General features: G+C 72.5%; 14 protein-coding genes. 13 read left to right on the forward strand and 1 reads right to left on the reverse strand.

Annotation, left to right across the window (positions count from 1 at the left end; genetic code table 11):
• Positions 1-278: 278 nt before the first annotated feature.
• The 13 genes from DZG00_RS01430 to DZG00_RS01490 all read left to right on the forward strand — a co-directional run bounded on the left by DZG00_RS01430 (position 279) and on the right by DZG00_RS01490 (position 13,514).
• Positions 279-1,832, forward strand: coding sequence for an ABC transporter substrate-binding protein (locus DZG00_RS01430; RefSeq protein ID WP_119382114.1), 1,554 nt, complete (start codon positions 279-281; stop codon positions 1,830-1,832).
• A gap of 139 nt (positions 1,833-1,971) precedes the next feature.
• A complete protein-coding gene (locus DZG00_RS01435; RefSeq protein WP_119382113.1) occupies positions 1,972-2,931 on the forward strand; it encodes an ABC transporter permease in 960 nt (319 codons plus the stop codon).
• The gene (locus DZG00_RS01440; protein ID WP_119382112.1) at positions 2,928-3,827 is read left to right on the forward strand and encodes an ABC transporter permease; all 900 of its coding nucleotides are present in this window, start codon (positions 2,928-2,930) and stop codon (positions 3,825-3,827) included. The genes DZG00_RS01435 and DZG00_RS01440 overlap by 4 nt, the downstream gene beginning before the upstream one ends.
• A gap of 2 nt (positions 3,828-3,829) precedes the next feature.
• Positions 3,830-4,870, forward strand: coding sequence for an ABC transporter ATP-binding protein (locus DZG00_RS01445; protein ID WP_199688934.1), 1,041 nt, complete (start codon positions 3,830-3,832; stop codon positions 4,868-4,870).
• Positions 4,867-5,934, forward strand: coding sequence for an ABC transporter ATP-binding protein (locus DZG00_RS01450; RefSeq protein ID WP_199688933.1), 1,068 nt, complete (start codon positions 4,867-4,869; stop codon positions 5,932-5,934). The genes DZG00_RS01445 and DZG00_RS01450 overlap by 4 nt, the downstream gene beginning before the upstream one ends.
• Positions 5,931-6,767 (forward strand): M55 family metallopeptidase, encoded by an 837-nt coding sequence (locus DZG00_RS01455; RefSeq protein WP_119382110.1) that lies wholly within the window; start codon positions 5,931-5,933, stop codon positions 6,765-6,767. Before DZG00_RS01450 ends, DZG00_RS01455 begins: the two co-directional genes overlap by 4 nt.
• Positions 6,767-7,720, forward strand: a complete 954-nt coding sequence (locus DZG00_RS01460; protein ID WP_119455324.1) for an isoaspartyl peptidase/L-asparaginase family protein — start codon at positions 6,767-6,769, stop codon at positions 7,718-7,720. The genes DZG00_RS01455 and DZG00_RS01460 overlap by 1 nt, the downstream gene beginning before the upstream one ends.
• A 40-nt stretch (positions 7,721-7,760) precedes the next feature.
• Positions 7,761-8,645 carry a MurR/RpiR family transcriptional regulator gene (locus DZG00_RS01465; RefSeq protein WP_119382936.1) on the forward strand — a complete coding sequence of 295 codons (885 nt, stop codon included), beginning with the start codon at positions 7,761-7,763 and terminating at the stop codon, positions 8,643-8,645.
• 25 nt (positions 8,646-8,670) lie between these two features.
• The gene (locus tag DZG00_RS01470; RefSeq protein WP_119382937.1) at positions 8,671-9,402 is read left to right on the forward strand and encodes an SDR family NAD(P)-dependent oxidoreductase; all 732 of its coding nucleotides are present in this window, start codon (positions 8,671-8,673) and stop codon (positions 9,400-9,402) included.
• 40 nt (positions 9,403-9,442) lie between these two features.
• Complete coding sequence (locus DZG00_RS01475) at positions 9,443-11,155, forward strand: DUF885 domain-containing protein (RefSeq protein ID WP_119455325.1); 1,713 nt, start codon at positions 9,443-9,445, stop codon at positions 11,153-11,155.
• Positions 11,156-11,208: 53 nt separating this feature from the next.
• Positions 11,209-12,060, forward strand: coding sequence for an alpha/beta fold hydrolase (locus tag DZG00_RS01480; protein WP_119381332.1), 852 nt, complete (start codon positions 11,209-11,211; stop codon positions 12,058-12,060).
• Complete coding sequence (locus DZG00_RS01485) at positions 12,060-13,034, forward strand: ketopantoate reductase family protein (RefSeq protein WP_119381333.1); 975 nt, start codon at positions 12,060-12,062, stop codon at positions 13,032-13,034. Before DZG00_RS01480 ends, DZG00_RS01485 begins: the two co-directional genes overlap by 1 nt.
• Before the next feature lie 24 nt (positions 13,035-13,058).
• Positions 13,059-13,514 (forward strand): VOC family protein, encoded by a 456-nt coding sequence (locus DZG00_RS01490; RefSeq protein WP_119381334.1) that lies wholly within the window; start codon positions 13,059-13,061, stop codon positions 13,512-13,514.
• 12 nt (positions 13,515-13,526) lie between these two features.
• Here the strand turns inward: DZG00_RS01490 and DZG00_RS01495 are convergent, their stop codons facing one another.
• Complete coding sequence (locus tag DZG00_RS01495) at positions 13,527-14,468, reverse strand: beta-1,6-N-acetylglucosaminyltransferase (RefSeq protein WP_119381335.1); 942 nt, start codon at positions 14,466-14,468, stop codon at positions 13,527-13,529.
• Positions 14,469-14,514: the final 46 nt, after the last annotated feature.

The following is a 14,514-nucleotide window of genomic DNA, read 5'->3' on the forward strand; positions in this document are numbered from 1 at the left end:
GGTCGCCGTCCCCGCACGTCCACGAGCCCGGTCGCGCCCTGCGCGGCCGGGCTCCGTCGCGCGCCCGTCGCCGGCGTCCGTCAGCATCGCGCCGGTCCGCGGTCGGTCGGATCCCGTATTCCAAACGTAACAAGATGGAAAAGAGAGAGCCGTACTGTAACTTTTGAGACGAGCGCAGAGGAGCGCGTGCGGATCCTCCTCGCGGGGGTCGGCCGCGATCGGCTCGTCCACGGACCGCGTGCGCCGGCCAGGCAGCGCCAGAGACAGTGAGGCTCCCCATGATCAGACCCGTCCGAGTCGCGGCCATCGCGCTCGCGACCACCGCGACGCTCGCCCTCGCCGCGTGCGGCGGCGCCAGCTCGTCGAGCGACGGGGGTGCTGCCACGGGCGGCGACCTCGTCATCGCCCGGTCCGCGGACATCATCGCGATGGACAAGACCACCACCTTCGACAACAACTCCATCCGCGTCATGCAGCAGATCATGGAGCCGCTCTTCATGGTCAGCCAGGACGGGTCGAAGGTCGACCCGTGGCTCGCGACCGGCTACGAGATCTCGGACGACCAGCTGACCTACACGATCGCCCTCCGCGACGACGTCACGTTCTCGACGGGCGCGAAGATGACGGCCGCCGACGTCAAGTTCTCGATCGACGAGGACACGAAGACCGGCGCCAGCGGCTGGGGCTTCGTCAACGCCGCCATCGACACCGTCGAGGCCACCGACGACACCACCCTCACCGTGAAGCTCAAGTACCCGTGGGCGCCGCTCATCGCCGACCTCTCGATCTTCAGCAACGGCGTCGTGCCGCTCGACTACGGCGGGAAGACCGTCGAGGAGTTCTACACCGCGCCCGTCGGCACCGGTCCCTTCGTCTGGGACTCCTGGACCAAGGGCCAGTCGGTCAAGCTCACCAAGAACGCGACCTACTGGCAGGCCGGCAAGCCGACGCTCGACAGCGTGACCTGGACCGTCGTCCCGGACGCAAACACCCGCAAGCTCCAGCTGCAGGGCGGTCAGATCGACATCAACGACACCCCCGACTGGTCGAGCTTCGCCTCGCTGAAGGACGCCGAGGGCGTGGATGCCGTGACCTTCCCGTCGACCCAGATCGACTACCTCGCCTTCAACCAGCAGCGCGCGCCGTTCGACGACGAGCACGTCCGCCGGGCCATCGCCTACGCCATCGACCGGGAGTCGCTCGTCGACGCCGTGCTCTTCGGCAACGGCGAGACCGCCGACTCGCTCCTCTCGCCCGGCACGCCGTACTACGACGGCGACACCGGGGCGCCCGAGCTCGACCTCGCGAAGGCCAAGGCGGAGCTCGCGCAGTCGACGAAGCCGGACGGCTTCTCGACGACGCTCCTCATCCGCTCGGGTGACCCGAACCAGACGTCGGTCGCGCAGATCCTGCAGTCCGAGCTCAAGGAGCTCGGGATCACCGTCGAGATCACGCAGCTCGACCCGACGGCGAACAAGCAGGCCCGCCTCGACTCCGACTTCGACATGACCCTCTCCGCGTGGACCATGGACATCCCGGACCCCGACCAGTGGACCTCCTTCGCGGTCGACCCCGATGGCGGCTCGCACTCCGCCTTCACGTACTACGACGACCCGGAGGTCGTCGCGCTCAACAAGCAGGCCCAGCTCGAGACCGACGACGCGAAGCGCGCCGACCTCTACGCGCAGCTGCAGGAGAAGACGGGGGAGTCGGCCTTCCTCGCCTACCTCTACTACTCGCCGTACGCCTACGCCATCAGCGACCGGATCGACGGGTTCGAGGTGACGCCGCTCGGCAACTACCACCTCGAGGACGTCACCAAGTCGTCCTGACCCACCGGGCGCCCGATCGCCGCCGACGTCGCCCGTGACGTCGGCGGTGCGGGGCGGCCGCCGCTCGCGACCCGAGCGGCGGCCGCCCCACCACCCGCACCACCCGACCACCCACCGCATCCCGCCTCGAGGAGGAGCAATGCTGCACCGCCTGCGCTTCATCCCCGGCCGCCTGCTCCAGGCCGTGCCGGTCGCCTTCGGGGTGACGCTCATCGTCTTCTTCATGGCGCATCTGCTCCCCGGGAACCCGGCCCTCGCGATCCTGGGGGAGCGCGCTACCGACGCCAGCGTCGCCGCCCTCACCGAGCAGCTCGGCCTCGACCGCCCCATCTGGGAGCAGTACGGCATCTTCCTCGCGCAGCTCGTGCGCGGGGACCTGGGCACGAGCCTCACCTACCAGCTGCCCGTCACCGAGCTCGTCTTCCAGGCGATCCCCGTCACCATGTCGCTGCTCGGCTACGCGCTCGTCCTGTCGCTGGCCATCAGCATCCCGCTCGCCGCCCTCGCGGCCAGCCGCCCCGGCTCGTCCCGCGACCTCGGCGTCCGGCTGTTCACGCTGGTCGGCCAGGGCATGCCGCAGTTCTGGGTCGGCATCATGCTGATCCTCCTGCTCGCCGTCGGCCTCGGCGCCTTCCCCGTCGGCGGCTACGGGCGCGACGCGGCGGAGCACGTGCGCTTCCTCTTCCTCCCCGCCCTCACGCTGGCCATCGCCATGAGCCCCACCGTGATCCGCAGCCTCCGGGCCTCGATGATCGACGTGCTCGAGTCGGAGCACGTCGGCACCGCGCGCTCGAAGGGCTCGGCGGGCGTCCACCTCTTCCGCGACCACGTGCTCCGGAACGCCGCCATCCCCACGGTCTCGATCATCGGCGTGAACCTCGGCTACCTCGTGGGCGGATCGCTCGTCATCGAGAAGGTCTTCGCGCTCCCCGGCCTCGGCTCGCTGATGGTGAACGCCATCTTCAGCCGCGACTTCCCCACCATCCAGGCGGTGACGCTCTTCGTCGCCCTCTTCGTCGTGATCGTCGGCATCCTCACGGACGTCGTCTACACGATGCTCGATCCCCGGGTCACGCTCGGCGGGAAGGACGCGGCATGAGCACGGGCATCACCACCCCGACCGCGGTGCTCGCGGGGTTCCAGGCCAGGCGTCGCACGCGCCGCGGGTCCCGGGCTCTCCGGCCCTGGTACCGCAACGGGCCGCTCATGGCCGGCGGGATCATCACGGGCGCGCTCGTGCTCGTCGCGATCCTCGCCCCCGTCATCGCGCCGTACGACCCCGTGCTGCAGGACCTCCCGAACGCGCTGCGGTCGCCCGACGCGGAGCACTGGCTCGGCACCGACAAGTACGGGCGCGATGTGCTCTCCCGCCTCATCTGGGGCGCGCGGGTCGACCTCCGGGTCGGCTTCCTCGCCGTGCTGCTGCCCTTCGTCTTCGGCACGGTCGTCGGCGCGATCTCCGGCTACTTCGGCGGGATCCTCGACACGGTCGTCATGCGCATCGTCGACGTCTTCTTCGCCTTCCCCTTCTACGTGATGGTGATCGTGCTGGTGTTCGTCTTCGGCGCCGGCGAGCAGAGCATCTACCTCGCGATCGCCGCGGTCTCCTGGGTCTCCTACGCCAAGATCGTGCGCGGCGAGGTGCTCGTGGCGAAGAAGCAGGACTACGTCGTCGCGGCCCGGCTCGGCGGCATGTCGCACGGCCGCGTGCTCGTCCGGCACATCGGCCCGAACGTGCTCAGCCAGGCGATCATCTACGGCATGAGCGACATCGTCATGGACATCATGGCGATCGTGACCCTCGGCTACCTCGGCCTCGGCATCGCCCCGCCCACCGCGGAGTGGGGCTCGATGATCGTCGACGGCCAGGAGTTCATCACCACCCAGTGGCAGCAGGCCACCATCCCCGGCCTCGTGGTGGTGGTGACGAGCCTCGGCCTGTCCCTGCTCGGCGACGGCCTGTCCGACCTGCTCAGCCCCGAGAGAAGGAAGTGACCGTGCCCGGTACGACCACCGCCCCGACGCCCGCGGCCAGCGCGAGCGCCACGGCGCCCGTGCTCCTCGCCGTCGAGCGCCTCACCCTCGGCATCCGGCGCCGCGGCGGCGAGCCGACCGTCATCGTCGACGACCTGTCCTTCGAGATCCTCGAGGGCGAGCGCTTCGGCATCGTCGGCGAGTCCGGCTCCGGCAAGTCGCTGACGCTCCGCGCCATCGCGGGCCTCCTGCCCAAGGGCGTCGAGGTGCTCTCCGGCCGGATCATGTTCGAGGGCGTCGACCTCGTGCCGATGCCCGCCGCGAAGCGCCGCCTGCTCATGGGCCCGGCGATCGCCATGATCTTCCAGGAGCCCATGACGGCCCTCAACCCCGTGATGCGCGTCGGCGAGCAGATCGCCGAGGGCCCGCGCCGCCACCTCGGGCTCTCGCGGCGGGCCGCGCTCGAGCTCGCGGTGGAGATGATGGCCCGCACCGGCATCCCGGATCCCGCCCGCCGCGCCCGCGCCTACCCGCACGAGCTCTCCGGCGGCCTCCGGCAGCGCGTGATGATCGCGATGGCGCTGTCGTGCCGCCCGCGGCTCCTGCTCTGCGACGAGCCGACGACCGCGCTCGACGTGACCGTGCAGCACCAGGTGCTCCGCCTCCTCGAGCGGCTGTGCGTCGACTCCGGCGCGGCGCTCGCGTTCGTCACGCACGACCTCGCCGTCGTCAACCAGACCTGCACCGACATGGCCGTCATGTACGCCGGCCACGTGGTGGAGGCGGGCCGCGTCGCGGACGTGTTCCGCGACCCGCGCCACCCGTACACGAAGGGCCTCCTCGACTCGGCGCCCGACTTCGACCAGCCGGACCGCGAGCTCGTCGCCATCCCCGGCTTCCCGCCCAACGTCTCGAACCGGCCGTCCGGCTGCCCGTTCGCGCCCCGGTGCGCGTTCGCCGTCGACGCCTGCACGGCCGCCATGCCGCCGTTCGAGGAGGTGGCGCCCGACCACCGGGCGGCCTGCATCGAGTCCGACCGGATCTTCCTCGGGGTGCCCGCGTGAGCACCGTAGAGGCGGGGCCCGCCGTCGAGTCCGCGGCCGGGGAGCCGCCCGTGCTCCGGGTGGCCGACATCACGAAGACCTACCGCGTGGGCGGATCCGTGCTGTCGCAGATCACCCGGCGGAGCGAGGCCGGCTCGCACCTGACCGCGCTCGACGGCGTGGAGCTGCACCTCGGGAAGGGCGAGATCCTCGCGCTCGTCGGGGAGTCGGGATCCGGCAAGTCCACGCTCGCCAAGATCCTCGTCGGCAGCACGGCGCCCACCTCCGGCGACGTCGAGTACCACGGCCAGCCCATGCCGGCTCGCCGCGACCGGGAGGCCAGCCGCCGGATCCAGATGGTGTTCCAGGACCCGTACTCGTCCCTGAACCCGCGCATCAGCGTGGGCGCCATGCTCGCGGAGCTCCTCACGCTGCACCGCATCGTCCCGCGCCGCGAGGTCCGAGCCGAGAGCATCCGGCTGCTGAACCTGGTCGGGCTGGAGGAGGACGCGCTCGACGCGTACCCGAGCCAGTTCTCCGGCGGGCAGCGGCAGCGGATCGCCATCGCTCGCGCCCTCGCGGTGCGGCCGGACATCCTCATCGCCGACGAGCCCGTGTCGGCGCTCGACGTGTCGGTGCAGGCGACGATCCTCGAGCTGTTCGGGCGGCTCCGGGAGGAGCTCGGCCTCAGCATCCTGTTCGTCGCGCACAACCTGGCGGTCGTGCAGCACCTCAGCCAGCGGGTGGCGGTGATGTACCTCGGGCGCATCGTCGAGGTCGCCGACACGGCGGAGCTCTTCCGCGATCCGCGGCATCCGTACACCAGGGCGCTCATCGACTCGATCCCGCGCATGTCCGCCGGCAGCGTCAACGCCGAGGCCGTCCTCGAGGGCGAGCCGCCGAGCCCGTTCGCCGTGCCGAGCGGCTGCCGCTTCCACCCGCGCTGCCCGTACGCCGTCCAGGCGTGCCGCACCACCGACCCGGCCCTCGAGGCCGTCACGCCCGGGCACGCCAGCGCGTGCATCCGGGCCCGAGAGCTCGACGCCCCCGTGGGCGCCGTCACACAGGAACAGGGGACCGCATGAGGATCTGGATGTCGCTCGACATGGAGGGCGTCGCCGGCGTCGTGGACTGGGAGCAGTGCCGGCCCGACAGCGGGGCCGCGTACGCGCTCGGCTGCGCGCTGCTGCAGGCCGAGGTGAACGCGGCCATCGAGGGCGCGATCGCGGGAGGCGCGACCGAGATCGTGCTCAACGACTCGCACAGCCGCATGGCGAACCTCGACCCGCGCCTGATCGCGGGCGGCGCGCGCTACCTGTCCGGTCGCCACAAGCCGGGCTACATGATGCAGGGGCTCGACGAGGGGTTCGACGCGATCTTCCTGGTCGGCTACCACGGCTCCATCTCCGGACCGCCGTCGACCATGTCGCACACGTACAACCCGGAGGTCTTCGCGGGTGCCCGGGTCAACGGCACCGAGGTGGGGGAGAGCGGCATCAACGCGCTCGTCGCCGACCACTACGGCGTGCCCATCGCGTTCGTCTCCGGCGACCAGGTGACCTGGACCGAGACCGAGCCGTTCGCGCCGGACGCCGTGCACGTGCAGACCAAGGAGTCGATCACCAGGTTCAGCGCGCTCAACCTGCACCCGGACGAGTCGTGCCGCCAGATCCGCGCGGGCGCCGAGGAGGCGGTCCGTGCCGTCGCCGACGGCCGCATGCGCCTGCCCGGCATCGAGCGCCCGGCGGTGCTGGAGCTCGACGTGCAGACGGCCGACATGGCCGACGTCGCATCGTGGGTTCGGGGGGCCGAGAAGTCGGCCGACCGCCGCGTCCGCATCGAGGGCGACGACCTGCTCGAGGTGTTCCGCTCGTTCGTCGCCGTGAACTACATCACGCGGCAGGCCGGGGGCCGCTGATGGGCGTCGCCGAGGAGTCGTCGCAGGCGCCGCGCCCGACCCGCTCCTGGAGCGTGCCGCCCGGTCCGGACGGCACGGCGCTCGCGCTGCACGGCGGCGCGGGCGGGCGGATCCTCGAGCTGTCCCGGCAGGAGGCCGCCGCGTTCGACGCCGGCCTCCGCCGCGCCCACGACGCGGGATCCGCCGTCCTCTCCCGCGGCGGGTCGGCCCTCGACGCCGTGTGCGCCGCCGTCGAGCGGCTGGAGGACGATCCGCTGTTCAACGCCGGCCGCGGCGCCGCCCTCACGGCCGACGGCCACGCCGAGCTCGATGCCGCGGTGATGACCGGGGCCGGCCTGGCCGGCGCCGTCGCCGTGTCCCGGCACGCCAGGAACCCGGTCCGCGCCGCGCGCGCCGTCCTCGAGGAGACCGACCACGTCTTCCTCGTCGACCCGTCGGCGGAGCTCATCGCCGGCTGGGGGCTCGCCACGGCGGATCCCTCCTACTTCGTCACCGAGGCGCGCCGGCAGCAGCTCGCCCGCGTCCGCGCGGACCTCTTCCAGGGCGCGCGGCACGGCACGGTCGGCGCGGTCGCCCGCGACCGGACCGGCGCACTGGCCGCCGCGACCAGCACGGGCGGCATGGTCAACCAGAGCATCGGGCGCGTCGGCGACACCCCCGTCATCGGCGCCGGCACGTACGCGCGCGACGGCGTCGCCGCGGTCTCCTGCACGGGCGAGGGCGAGTCCTTCCTCCGCGGCGTCGTGTCGCACGACATCGCGGCGCGCGTCCGGCACCTCGGATCCACCCTCGAGGAGGCCGTCCTCGCGACGGTCGAGGCGGAGCTGACGGCACGCGGCGCCAGCGGCGGCCTCGTCGCGGTCGGCGGGGACGGCACGCTCGTCATCGCCCACAACTCGCCGACGCTCTTCGCGGCGTTCCCCCGGGACGGGCGGCTCGTCGTGCTGACATAGGAGCGCACGATCCCGCCCACCCCGAACGGAAAGACGGAACATGCCCCTCAAGGAAGAGATCTTCGCCCGGATGGACGAGCTCACGCCCGCCGAACGCAAGGTCGCGCGCTCCCTCCTCGCGAGCTACCCCAGCGCCGGCCTCGGCAGCGCCGCGACCCTCGCCAAGGCGGCCGGGACCAGCACCCCCACGGTGCTGCGGCTCGTCACGCGCCTCGGCATCGGGAGCTACCCGGACTTCCAGCAGCGGCTGCGCGACGAGATCACGCACCACATGAACAGCCCCGTCACCCGCACCACGCGCAGCCGCGCCATCGCGGAGGACGGCGAGCTGTTCGCGCGGTCGACCGGGAGCCGGATCCAGCTCGTCGAGGGGCTCGCGGAGACCGTGCCGCCGAGCGAGCTCGACCGCGCGGTGCAGCTGCTCGCCGGCAAGCCCAAGCACGTCGTGATCTCGGGCGGCTACTTCAGCCGCTTCCTCGCGATGCTGCTGGCCACCCAGCTCGACCAGGTCGTCCCCGGCATCGAGTTCGTGGGCGAGCCGCTCGGACACGACATCGGCCGGTACCTGCGGCTGGGGCGCGGATCCGTGGCGGTCATCATCGACCTGCGCCGCTACGAGCTCGCCGCCAAGGAGGCGGCGGAGCTCGCCCGCCGGCAGGGCGCCTCGGTCATCGTCATCACCGACCAGTGGCTGAGCCCCGCCGCGGAGGGGGCCGACGTCGTGCTCCCCGTGAAGGTGGACGGCATCCCCTTCGACTCCATGGCGGCGCTCCTCGTGCTCCTCGAGGCGCTCGTCGAGCAGGTCCTCCAGGCCACGGGCGACGCCGGCCTCGAGCGCATGCGCCAGTGGGAGGAGTCCGTGCACATCCTCCGCGCCTACCGCGCCGGCGACGTCGAGCCACCGGCTGACGGCGACGCCCCGTGATCCACCCCGACGACAGGACCCCCGCATGACCACGACCGCACCCGAGACCGCACCCGCCGCGCGCCCATTCGACGGCCTCGTCGCCGTCGTGACGGGCACAGCCCAGGGCATCGGCCGGGCCGTCGCCGAGTCTCTCGAGGCGCAGGGCGCCCGCGTCCACGGGGTCGACCGCGACACCGTCGACCTCAGCGTCACGGCGGAGGTGGAGGCGTTCTTCGCGGGAGTCGGCGACGTGGACGTGCTCGTCAACGTGGCCGGCGGGGTCGTGGGCCAGACCCACACGCCCATCGACGAGCTCACGGACGAGGCGTGGGACCAGGTCGTGCGCGCCAACCTCACCACCACGATGGCGTGCACCCGCGCGGCGGCCCGGTCGATGAAGGCCCGCGGCACCGGGCGCATCGTGAACATCTCCTCGGGGGCCGGCCGGAGCGTGAGCCTCACCGGGATCCAGGCGTACGCGTCGGCCAAGGCCGCCCAGATCGGCTTCACGCGGCAGATGGCGCACGAGCTCGGCCCGCACGGCATCACCGTGAACTGCATCGCGCCGGGGTTCGTGCTCTCCAACCCGAGCACCGTGGCGCAGTGGGAGTCGTACGGCCCGGACGGCCAGGCCGCGCTCCTCGAGCGCATCGCCGTCCGCCGCACGGGCACGCCCGCCGACATCGCACGCGGCGTCGTCTTCCTCGCCCATCCCGACGCCGGGTGGATCAGCGGCCAGACCCTCTCCATCGACGGCGGCCACTCGCTGTTCTGACCCGGCCGACCGCCCGACCACCCAGCCCGACAGGAGCACCATGACCGACCACGTCCCCGCCACGCCGGCAGCCAGCCGCCTCGCCGAGCTCGGCGAGCGCTACTTCCGCGCGCAGCACGCGTACGACCCGTACAACGCGACGCTGCTCGGCATCGACGAGTTCGACCACCTGGCGGGCGACCCGAGCGCCGCCGCGAGCGCCGAGGCGGCGTCCGCGCTGGCCGCGGTCGCTGCCGAGGCGGACGCGCTCGACGACGCCGACCTCGACGACGCCCAGCGCACCGACCGCGACGTGCTCGCCGTCCTCGCGCGCGGCGCCGCGGACGACGCCCGGCACTCGCTCTGGGCCGCGAACGCCTCCGCGAAGGGCTACGTGAGCCGGCAGGGCCTCGTCTTCCAGGCCGTTCCCGCCATGACGGTCGACACCGCGCCGGCGGCCGACCGGTACCTCACCCGGCTCGACGGGGTGGCGGGCGTGCTCGACGGCCTCGGCGACCGGTACGCCGAGGAGACCGCCGCCGGCCGTCCGTCCACCCGGATGGGCCTCGCCCACGCCGTGCAGCAGCTGGAGGGATACCTCGCTCTCTCGCTCGACGACGACGCGCTGCTCGCCCCGACGCGATCCGGCGCCACCGCCGCGTCGGCCGTCGCCGACCGCGCCCGCCGCACCGTCGAGGGATCCATCCGCCCGGCCATGGCCCGCCTCGCCGCGCGGCTCCAGGACGAGCTCCTCCCCGGCGCGCGCCCGGACGACCGCGTGGGCATCCAGCACACCGCGGGCGGCGCGGCCGGCTACGTCGACGCGGTGCGCCGCCACACCACGACCGACCTCGACCCGGAGGAGATCCACCGCATCGGCCTCGAGGTGCTGGAGGACATGGTGCCGCGCTGGGCCGAGATCGGCGGCCGCGCCCTCGGCGAGCGCGAGCTGCCCCGCATCGCGGAGCGGATGCGGGAGGACCCCTCGCTGCGCTTCGAGACGAGCCAGCAGATCATCGACGTCGCCCAGGGCGCGCTCGACCGGGCGCAGGCGGCGCGACCGCTCCTGTTCCCCGACTACGACATCGGCGACTGCGTGCTCGAGGTGATCAACCCCATCGAGGCTGAGCACTCGGCGCTCGCGTACTACCGGCCGCCCGCGGTCGACGGCAGCCGGCCCGGCGCGCACTGCCTGCTGGCGACGGATCCCGAGACGCGCTACCGCTACGAGTACGAGTGCCTGGCGTTCCACGAGTCCGTCCCGGGCCACCACCTGCAGCTCGCGACCGCCCAGACGCTCGACATCCCGCGCTACCGCCGCCACCTCGACGTGGAGGCGTGCAGCTTCAACGAGGGCTGGGGGCTGTACTCCGAGCAGCTCGCCGACGAGCAGGGCCTCTACACCGACGACGTCTCGCGCCTCGGCATGCTCTCGTTCCTCGCCCTCCGCGCGTGCCGGCTCGTCGTCGACACGGGGATCCACCACCTCGGCTGGACCCGGCAGCAGGGCGTCGACTTCATGTGGGCGCACACCGCCACGACCCGCGCGCACGTGCAGAGCGAGGTCGACCGCTACATCTCCTGGCCCGGGCAGGCGCTCGCGTACATGATCGGCCGCCGCGAGATCCTGCGCCTGCGCGAGGAGTCGCGCCGCGCGCTCGGCGACCGCTTCACGCTGCCGGGCTTCCACGGCGTGGTGCTCGGCGACGGCGCCGTGCCCCTGTCGGTCCTCGACCGCACCGTCACGCGATGGCGTGACGGCCTCGCCGTCTGACCCGCACTCACCGAACCCGCACCCACCCGAGCCCGCTCCAGAGAGAAGGACCCATGGACGTCACCATCAACGGCTGCCGCCTGAACGTGGAGGTGATGGGCCCGGAGGACGCGCCCGTCATCATCGCCCACCACGGCGGCGGCGGGATCGGCTCCCTCGCCGAGCCCCGCGCCACCTTCGGCCCGCTGGCCGACCGCTTCCGCGTCATCGTCTTCGACGCGCGCGGCTGCGGCATGAGCGAGGGCATCGAGCCCTACTCCCACGCCCAGTGGGCGGCCGACGTCGACGGCATCCGGCAGTGGGCCGGCGTCGAGCGGGTGATCATCGCGGGGGGCTCGTACGGCGGCTTCATCGCGCTCGAGTACGCGATCGCCCACCCCGAGCACGTGAGCGGGATCATCCTCCGCGACACCTCCGCCGACGGCAGCAACCTCGAGCTCGCGTTCGAGAACGCCCGGAACCAGGACCGGATCGAGATCGACTGGGAGTCCTTCGACCGGTACTGGTCGGGCCGCATCACCTCCGACGAGGACCTCAAGGCGCGGTGGGCCGAGATCATCCCGCTGTACGACTACGACTACGACCCGGTGAAGTCGGTAGCCCGCGTCGAGGCGGGGATCTACCGCCACGAGGCGCACAACTGGTGCTTCCAGCACAACTGGGGCGCATACGACGTGAAGGACCGGCTGCCCGCCATCACCGTGCCGACCCTCGTCACGGTCGGCCGCCGCGACTGGGTCACGCCCGTCAGCTCCTCCGAGACGATCGCGTCCCTCATCCCGGGCGCCGAGCTCGTGGTCTTCGAGCGATCCGGGCACTCGCCGCAGACGGAGGAGCCCGAGCTGTTCCAGGAGACGCTCCGCGGCTTCCTCGAGCGCGTGCACCCGAGCGCGGCGGTCGCCTGATGGACGTCGTCGTCATCGGAGCCGGGGCGATCGGCGGCACGCTCGGCGCGCACATGGCCCGCGCCGGACACCGCGTGCTGCTGTGCGACCAGGACGCGGAGCACGTCGCCGCGATCCGCGCCCACGGCCTCCGCATCGAGGGTCCCGTCGAGGAGTTCACCGTGCGCGTCGACGCGGTGACGCCCGACGAGCTGCCGGACCGCATCGACCACGCGATCGTCGCCGTCAAGAGCCTGCACACCGCGTCCGCCGCGGAGCTGCTCCGCGACCGCCTGGCGCCCGACGGCTGGGTCCTCACGGTGCAGAACGGGCTCACCGCCGACACGCTCGTCGAGGTGCTCGGCGCCGACCGCGTGGTCTCCAGCTTCGTGAACGTCGGCGCCGACCTCATGGGCCCCGGCCGGATCCTGCAGGGCAACGTCGCCGCGTTCCACGTCGGCGAGCTCGCGGGCGGGGAGATCACCCCGCGCGTCCGCGAGATGGTCGAGGCGCTCCCGTACGCCCGCGCGACCGACAACGTGCTCGGGTACCTGTGGGGCAAGGAGGTCTACGGCGCGATGCTGTGGGCGGGCGCCGTCTCGGACCTCCCCATCGCCGACACCCTCGACCGCGACGCGTACCGGCCCCTGATGCTCGCGCTGGCCCGCGAGGTGCTGGCGCAGGCGCCCGTCCGCGTGGAGGGCTTCGACGGCTTCGAGCCGGACGACCTGGAGGGATCGCTCGACCGGCTGGCGGCCTTCAACCGGCGGAGCGCGAAGACCCACAGCGGCATCTACCGCGACCTGATGGTGCGCCGGCGCAAGACCGAGGTCGACCAGGTGCACCGCGACATCCAGGGCCCGGTCTTCGACATGATCGTCGACATGATCCACGACATCGAGGAGGGCCGCCGCACGTGCGAGGCGGCGAACCTCGACGAGCTGGCGGCGCGGGTCGCTGCCCTGTCGGACGGGGGCCGGGCGGCGATACGCTGAGCGCCCGAGCGAGACGAGGACGTCGTGCAGGCCATCACCCCCTTCCTGTGGTTCGACGGACGCGTGCGGGAGGCCGCCGCCCTGTACACGTCCGTGCTGCCGCGATCCCAGATCGTCGACCTGCCCGCCGGCCACGGTCGGGCGGCCTCGGCGACCGTCGAGGTCGACGGGCTGCGGCTGCAGCTGTTCGACGGCGGCCCGATGTTCCCGCCGACCCCGGCGTTCTCCCTGATGGTCGCCGTGGAGACGCAGGCCGAGCTCGACCGGATCTGGGACGCGCTCATCGCGGACGGCGGCGCCCCGAGCCGCTGCGGCTGGCTCACGGATCCGTTCGGCGTCTCCTGGCAGATCGTGCCGTCGATCCTGCAGGCCCTCCTCGGCGACCCGGACGCCGATCGCGCCGGCCGCGCCACGCAGGCGATGCTCGGCATGGGCAGGCTGGACATCGCCGAGCTGCTGCGCGCGGCCGACGGCGCCTGAGGCAGTGCGCTCCTAGCGCTCGGCCTCGGGAGCGACCCCGAGCAGCTCCCGGTCGATCCGGTCCAATAGCGCGGCGCTGCGGCGCGACTCGAGCTTGCGGAGGAAGAACGCGGGGGAGGCCGCGACCTCGGGCCAGTCGTCCTCCGTGTAGACCTTCGTGAGCGTGATGTCGATGTGGTGCAGGTTCGCGTAGCGCCAGTTGCCGGGTCCGGCGTAGGGCTCGAACCCCCCGGGCAGGGAACCGCCGGTCTCCCCGCCGCGCGGCGAACTGCCGGCGAGCGACTGGTAGAACTTCTCCTCGGCGACGAACACCCGGCGGAAGTACCGCTCGATCTCCGGGGTGACGGACGCCTCGAGGTGGGCGGCGAAGTCGGCCGTCATCGCGAAGTGCGTCACCCCGTGGGCCACGCGGAATCCAGCAGGCGGCCGCAGGGGACCGGCTGCCCGCGACGCGGTCTCGAGCAGCCGGATCACGGCGTTCCGCGCCTTCCGTGCGCGCGCATCCGTCGTCCGGGTGCTGAAGAGGGCGAGGTCGCGGTGGTACCGCCGATCCACCTGCGACGTGTACTTCGCCTCCGATCCCGCGATCTCGAAGTAGCGGAGGAACTGCTTGCCGCCCGACGCCGCGAACATCGACTCCAGCTCGTCGACGGGCGTGATCGGGTAGTCCTGACCCGACAGGAGGACGAGGTGCTCGTCGGGGCGAGCCCGCGCGATGCCCGCCTGGACGAGACGTCGGATGGCCACGACCTGCGAGTACCCGCCCCAGTTGACGCGCACACGGTCGTCGAGGAACTCGACACGGCCCAAGTCCTCCGTGGCCACCGCGGACACGAACGGCGCCTGGTCGACCTTCCGGTCCACGTGGACCACCACCTGGTGGGGCGCCAGACGACGGATCGTGCGGGCCAGGAGCTCCGGCTCGCGGAACGTGTAGATCAGGAAGACGGACATCTGGTGCACCTATCCGGGAGGAGCGCGCGGCTGAGCGGGTGGGGCC

It is taken from the genome of Clavibacter lycopersici (assembly GCF_003576405.1).
Taxonomy (GTDB): Bacteria; Actinomycetota; Actinomycetes; order Actinomycetales; family Microbacteriaceae; genus Clavibacter; species Clavibacter lycopersici.

Coding starts and splice junctions, on each gene's coding strand:
- DZG00_RS01435 (WP_119382113.1), top strand. CDS start 1,972: ATGCTGCACCGCCTGCGCTTCATCCCCGGCCGCCTGCTCCAGGCCGTG.
- DZG00_RS01480 (WP_119381332.1), top strand. CDS start 11,209: ATGGACGTCACCATCAACGGCTGCCGCCTGAACGTGGAGGTGATGGGC.
- DZG00_RS01495 (WP_119381335.1), bottom strand. CDS start 14,468: ATGTCCGTCTTCCTGATCTACACGTTCCGCGAGCCGGAGCTCCTGGCC.
- DZG00_RS01460 (WP_119455324.1), top strand. CDS start 6,767: ATGGGCGTCGCCGAGGAGTCGTCGCAGGCGCCGCGCCCGACCCGCTCC.
- DZG00_RS01455 (WP_119382110.1), top strand. CDS start 5,931: ATGAGGATCTGGATGTCGCTCGACATGGAGGGCGTCGCCGGCGTCGTG.
- DZG00_RS01470 (WP_119382937.1), top strand. CDS start 8,671: ATGACCACGACCGCACCCGAGACCGCACCCGCCGCGCGCCCATTCGAC.
- DZG00_RS01485 (WP_119381333.1), top strand. CDS start 12,060: ATGGACGTCGTCGTCATCGGAGCCGGGGCGATCGGCGGCACGCTCGGC.
- DZG00_RS01440 (WP_119382112.1), top strand. CDS start 2,928: ATGAGCACGGGCATCACCACCCCGACCGCGGTGCTCGCGGGGTTCCAG.
- DZG00_RS01475 (WP_119455325.1), top strand. CDS start 9,443: ATGACCGACCACGTCCCCGCCACGCCGGCAGCCAGCCGCCTCGCCGAG.
- DZG00_RS01465 (WP_119382936.1), top strand. CDS start 7,761: ATGCCCCTCAAGGAAGAGATCTTCGCCCGGATGGACGAGCTCACGCCC.
- DZG00_RS01430 (WP_119382114.1), top strand. CDS start 279: ATGATCAGACCCGTCCGAGTCGCGGCCATCGCGCTCGCGACCACCGCG.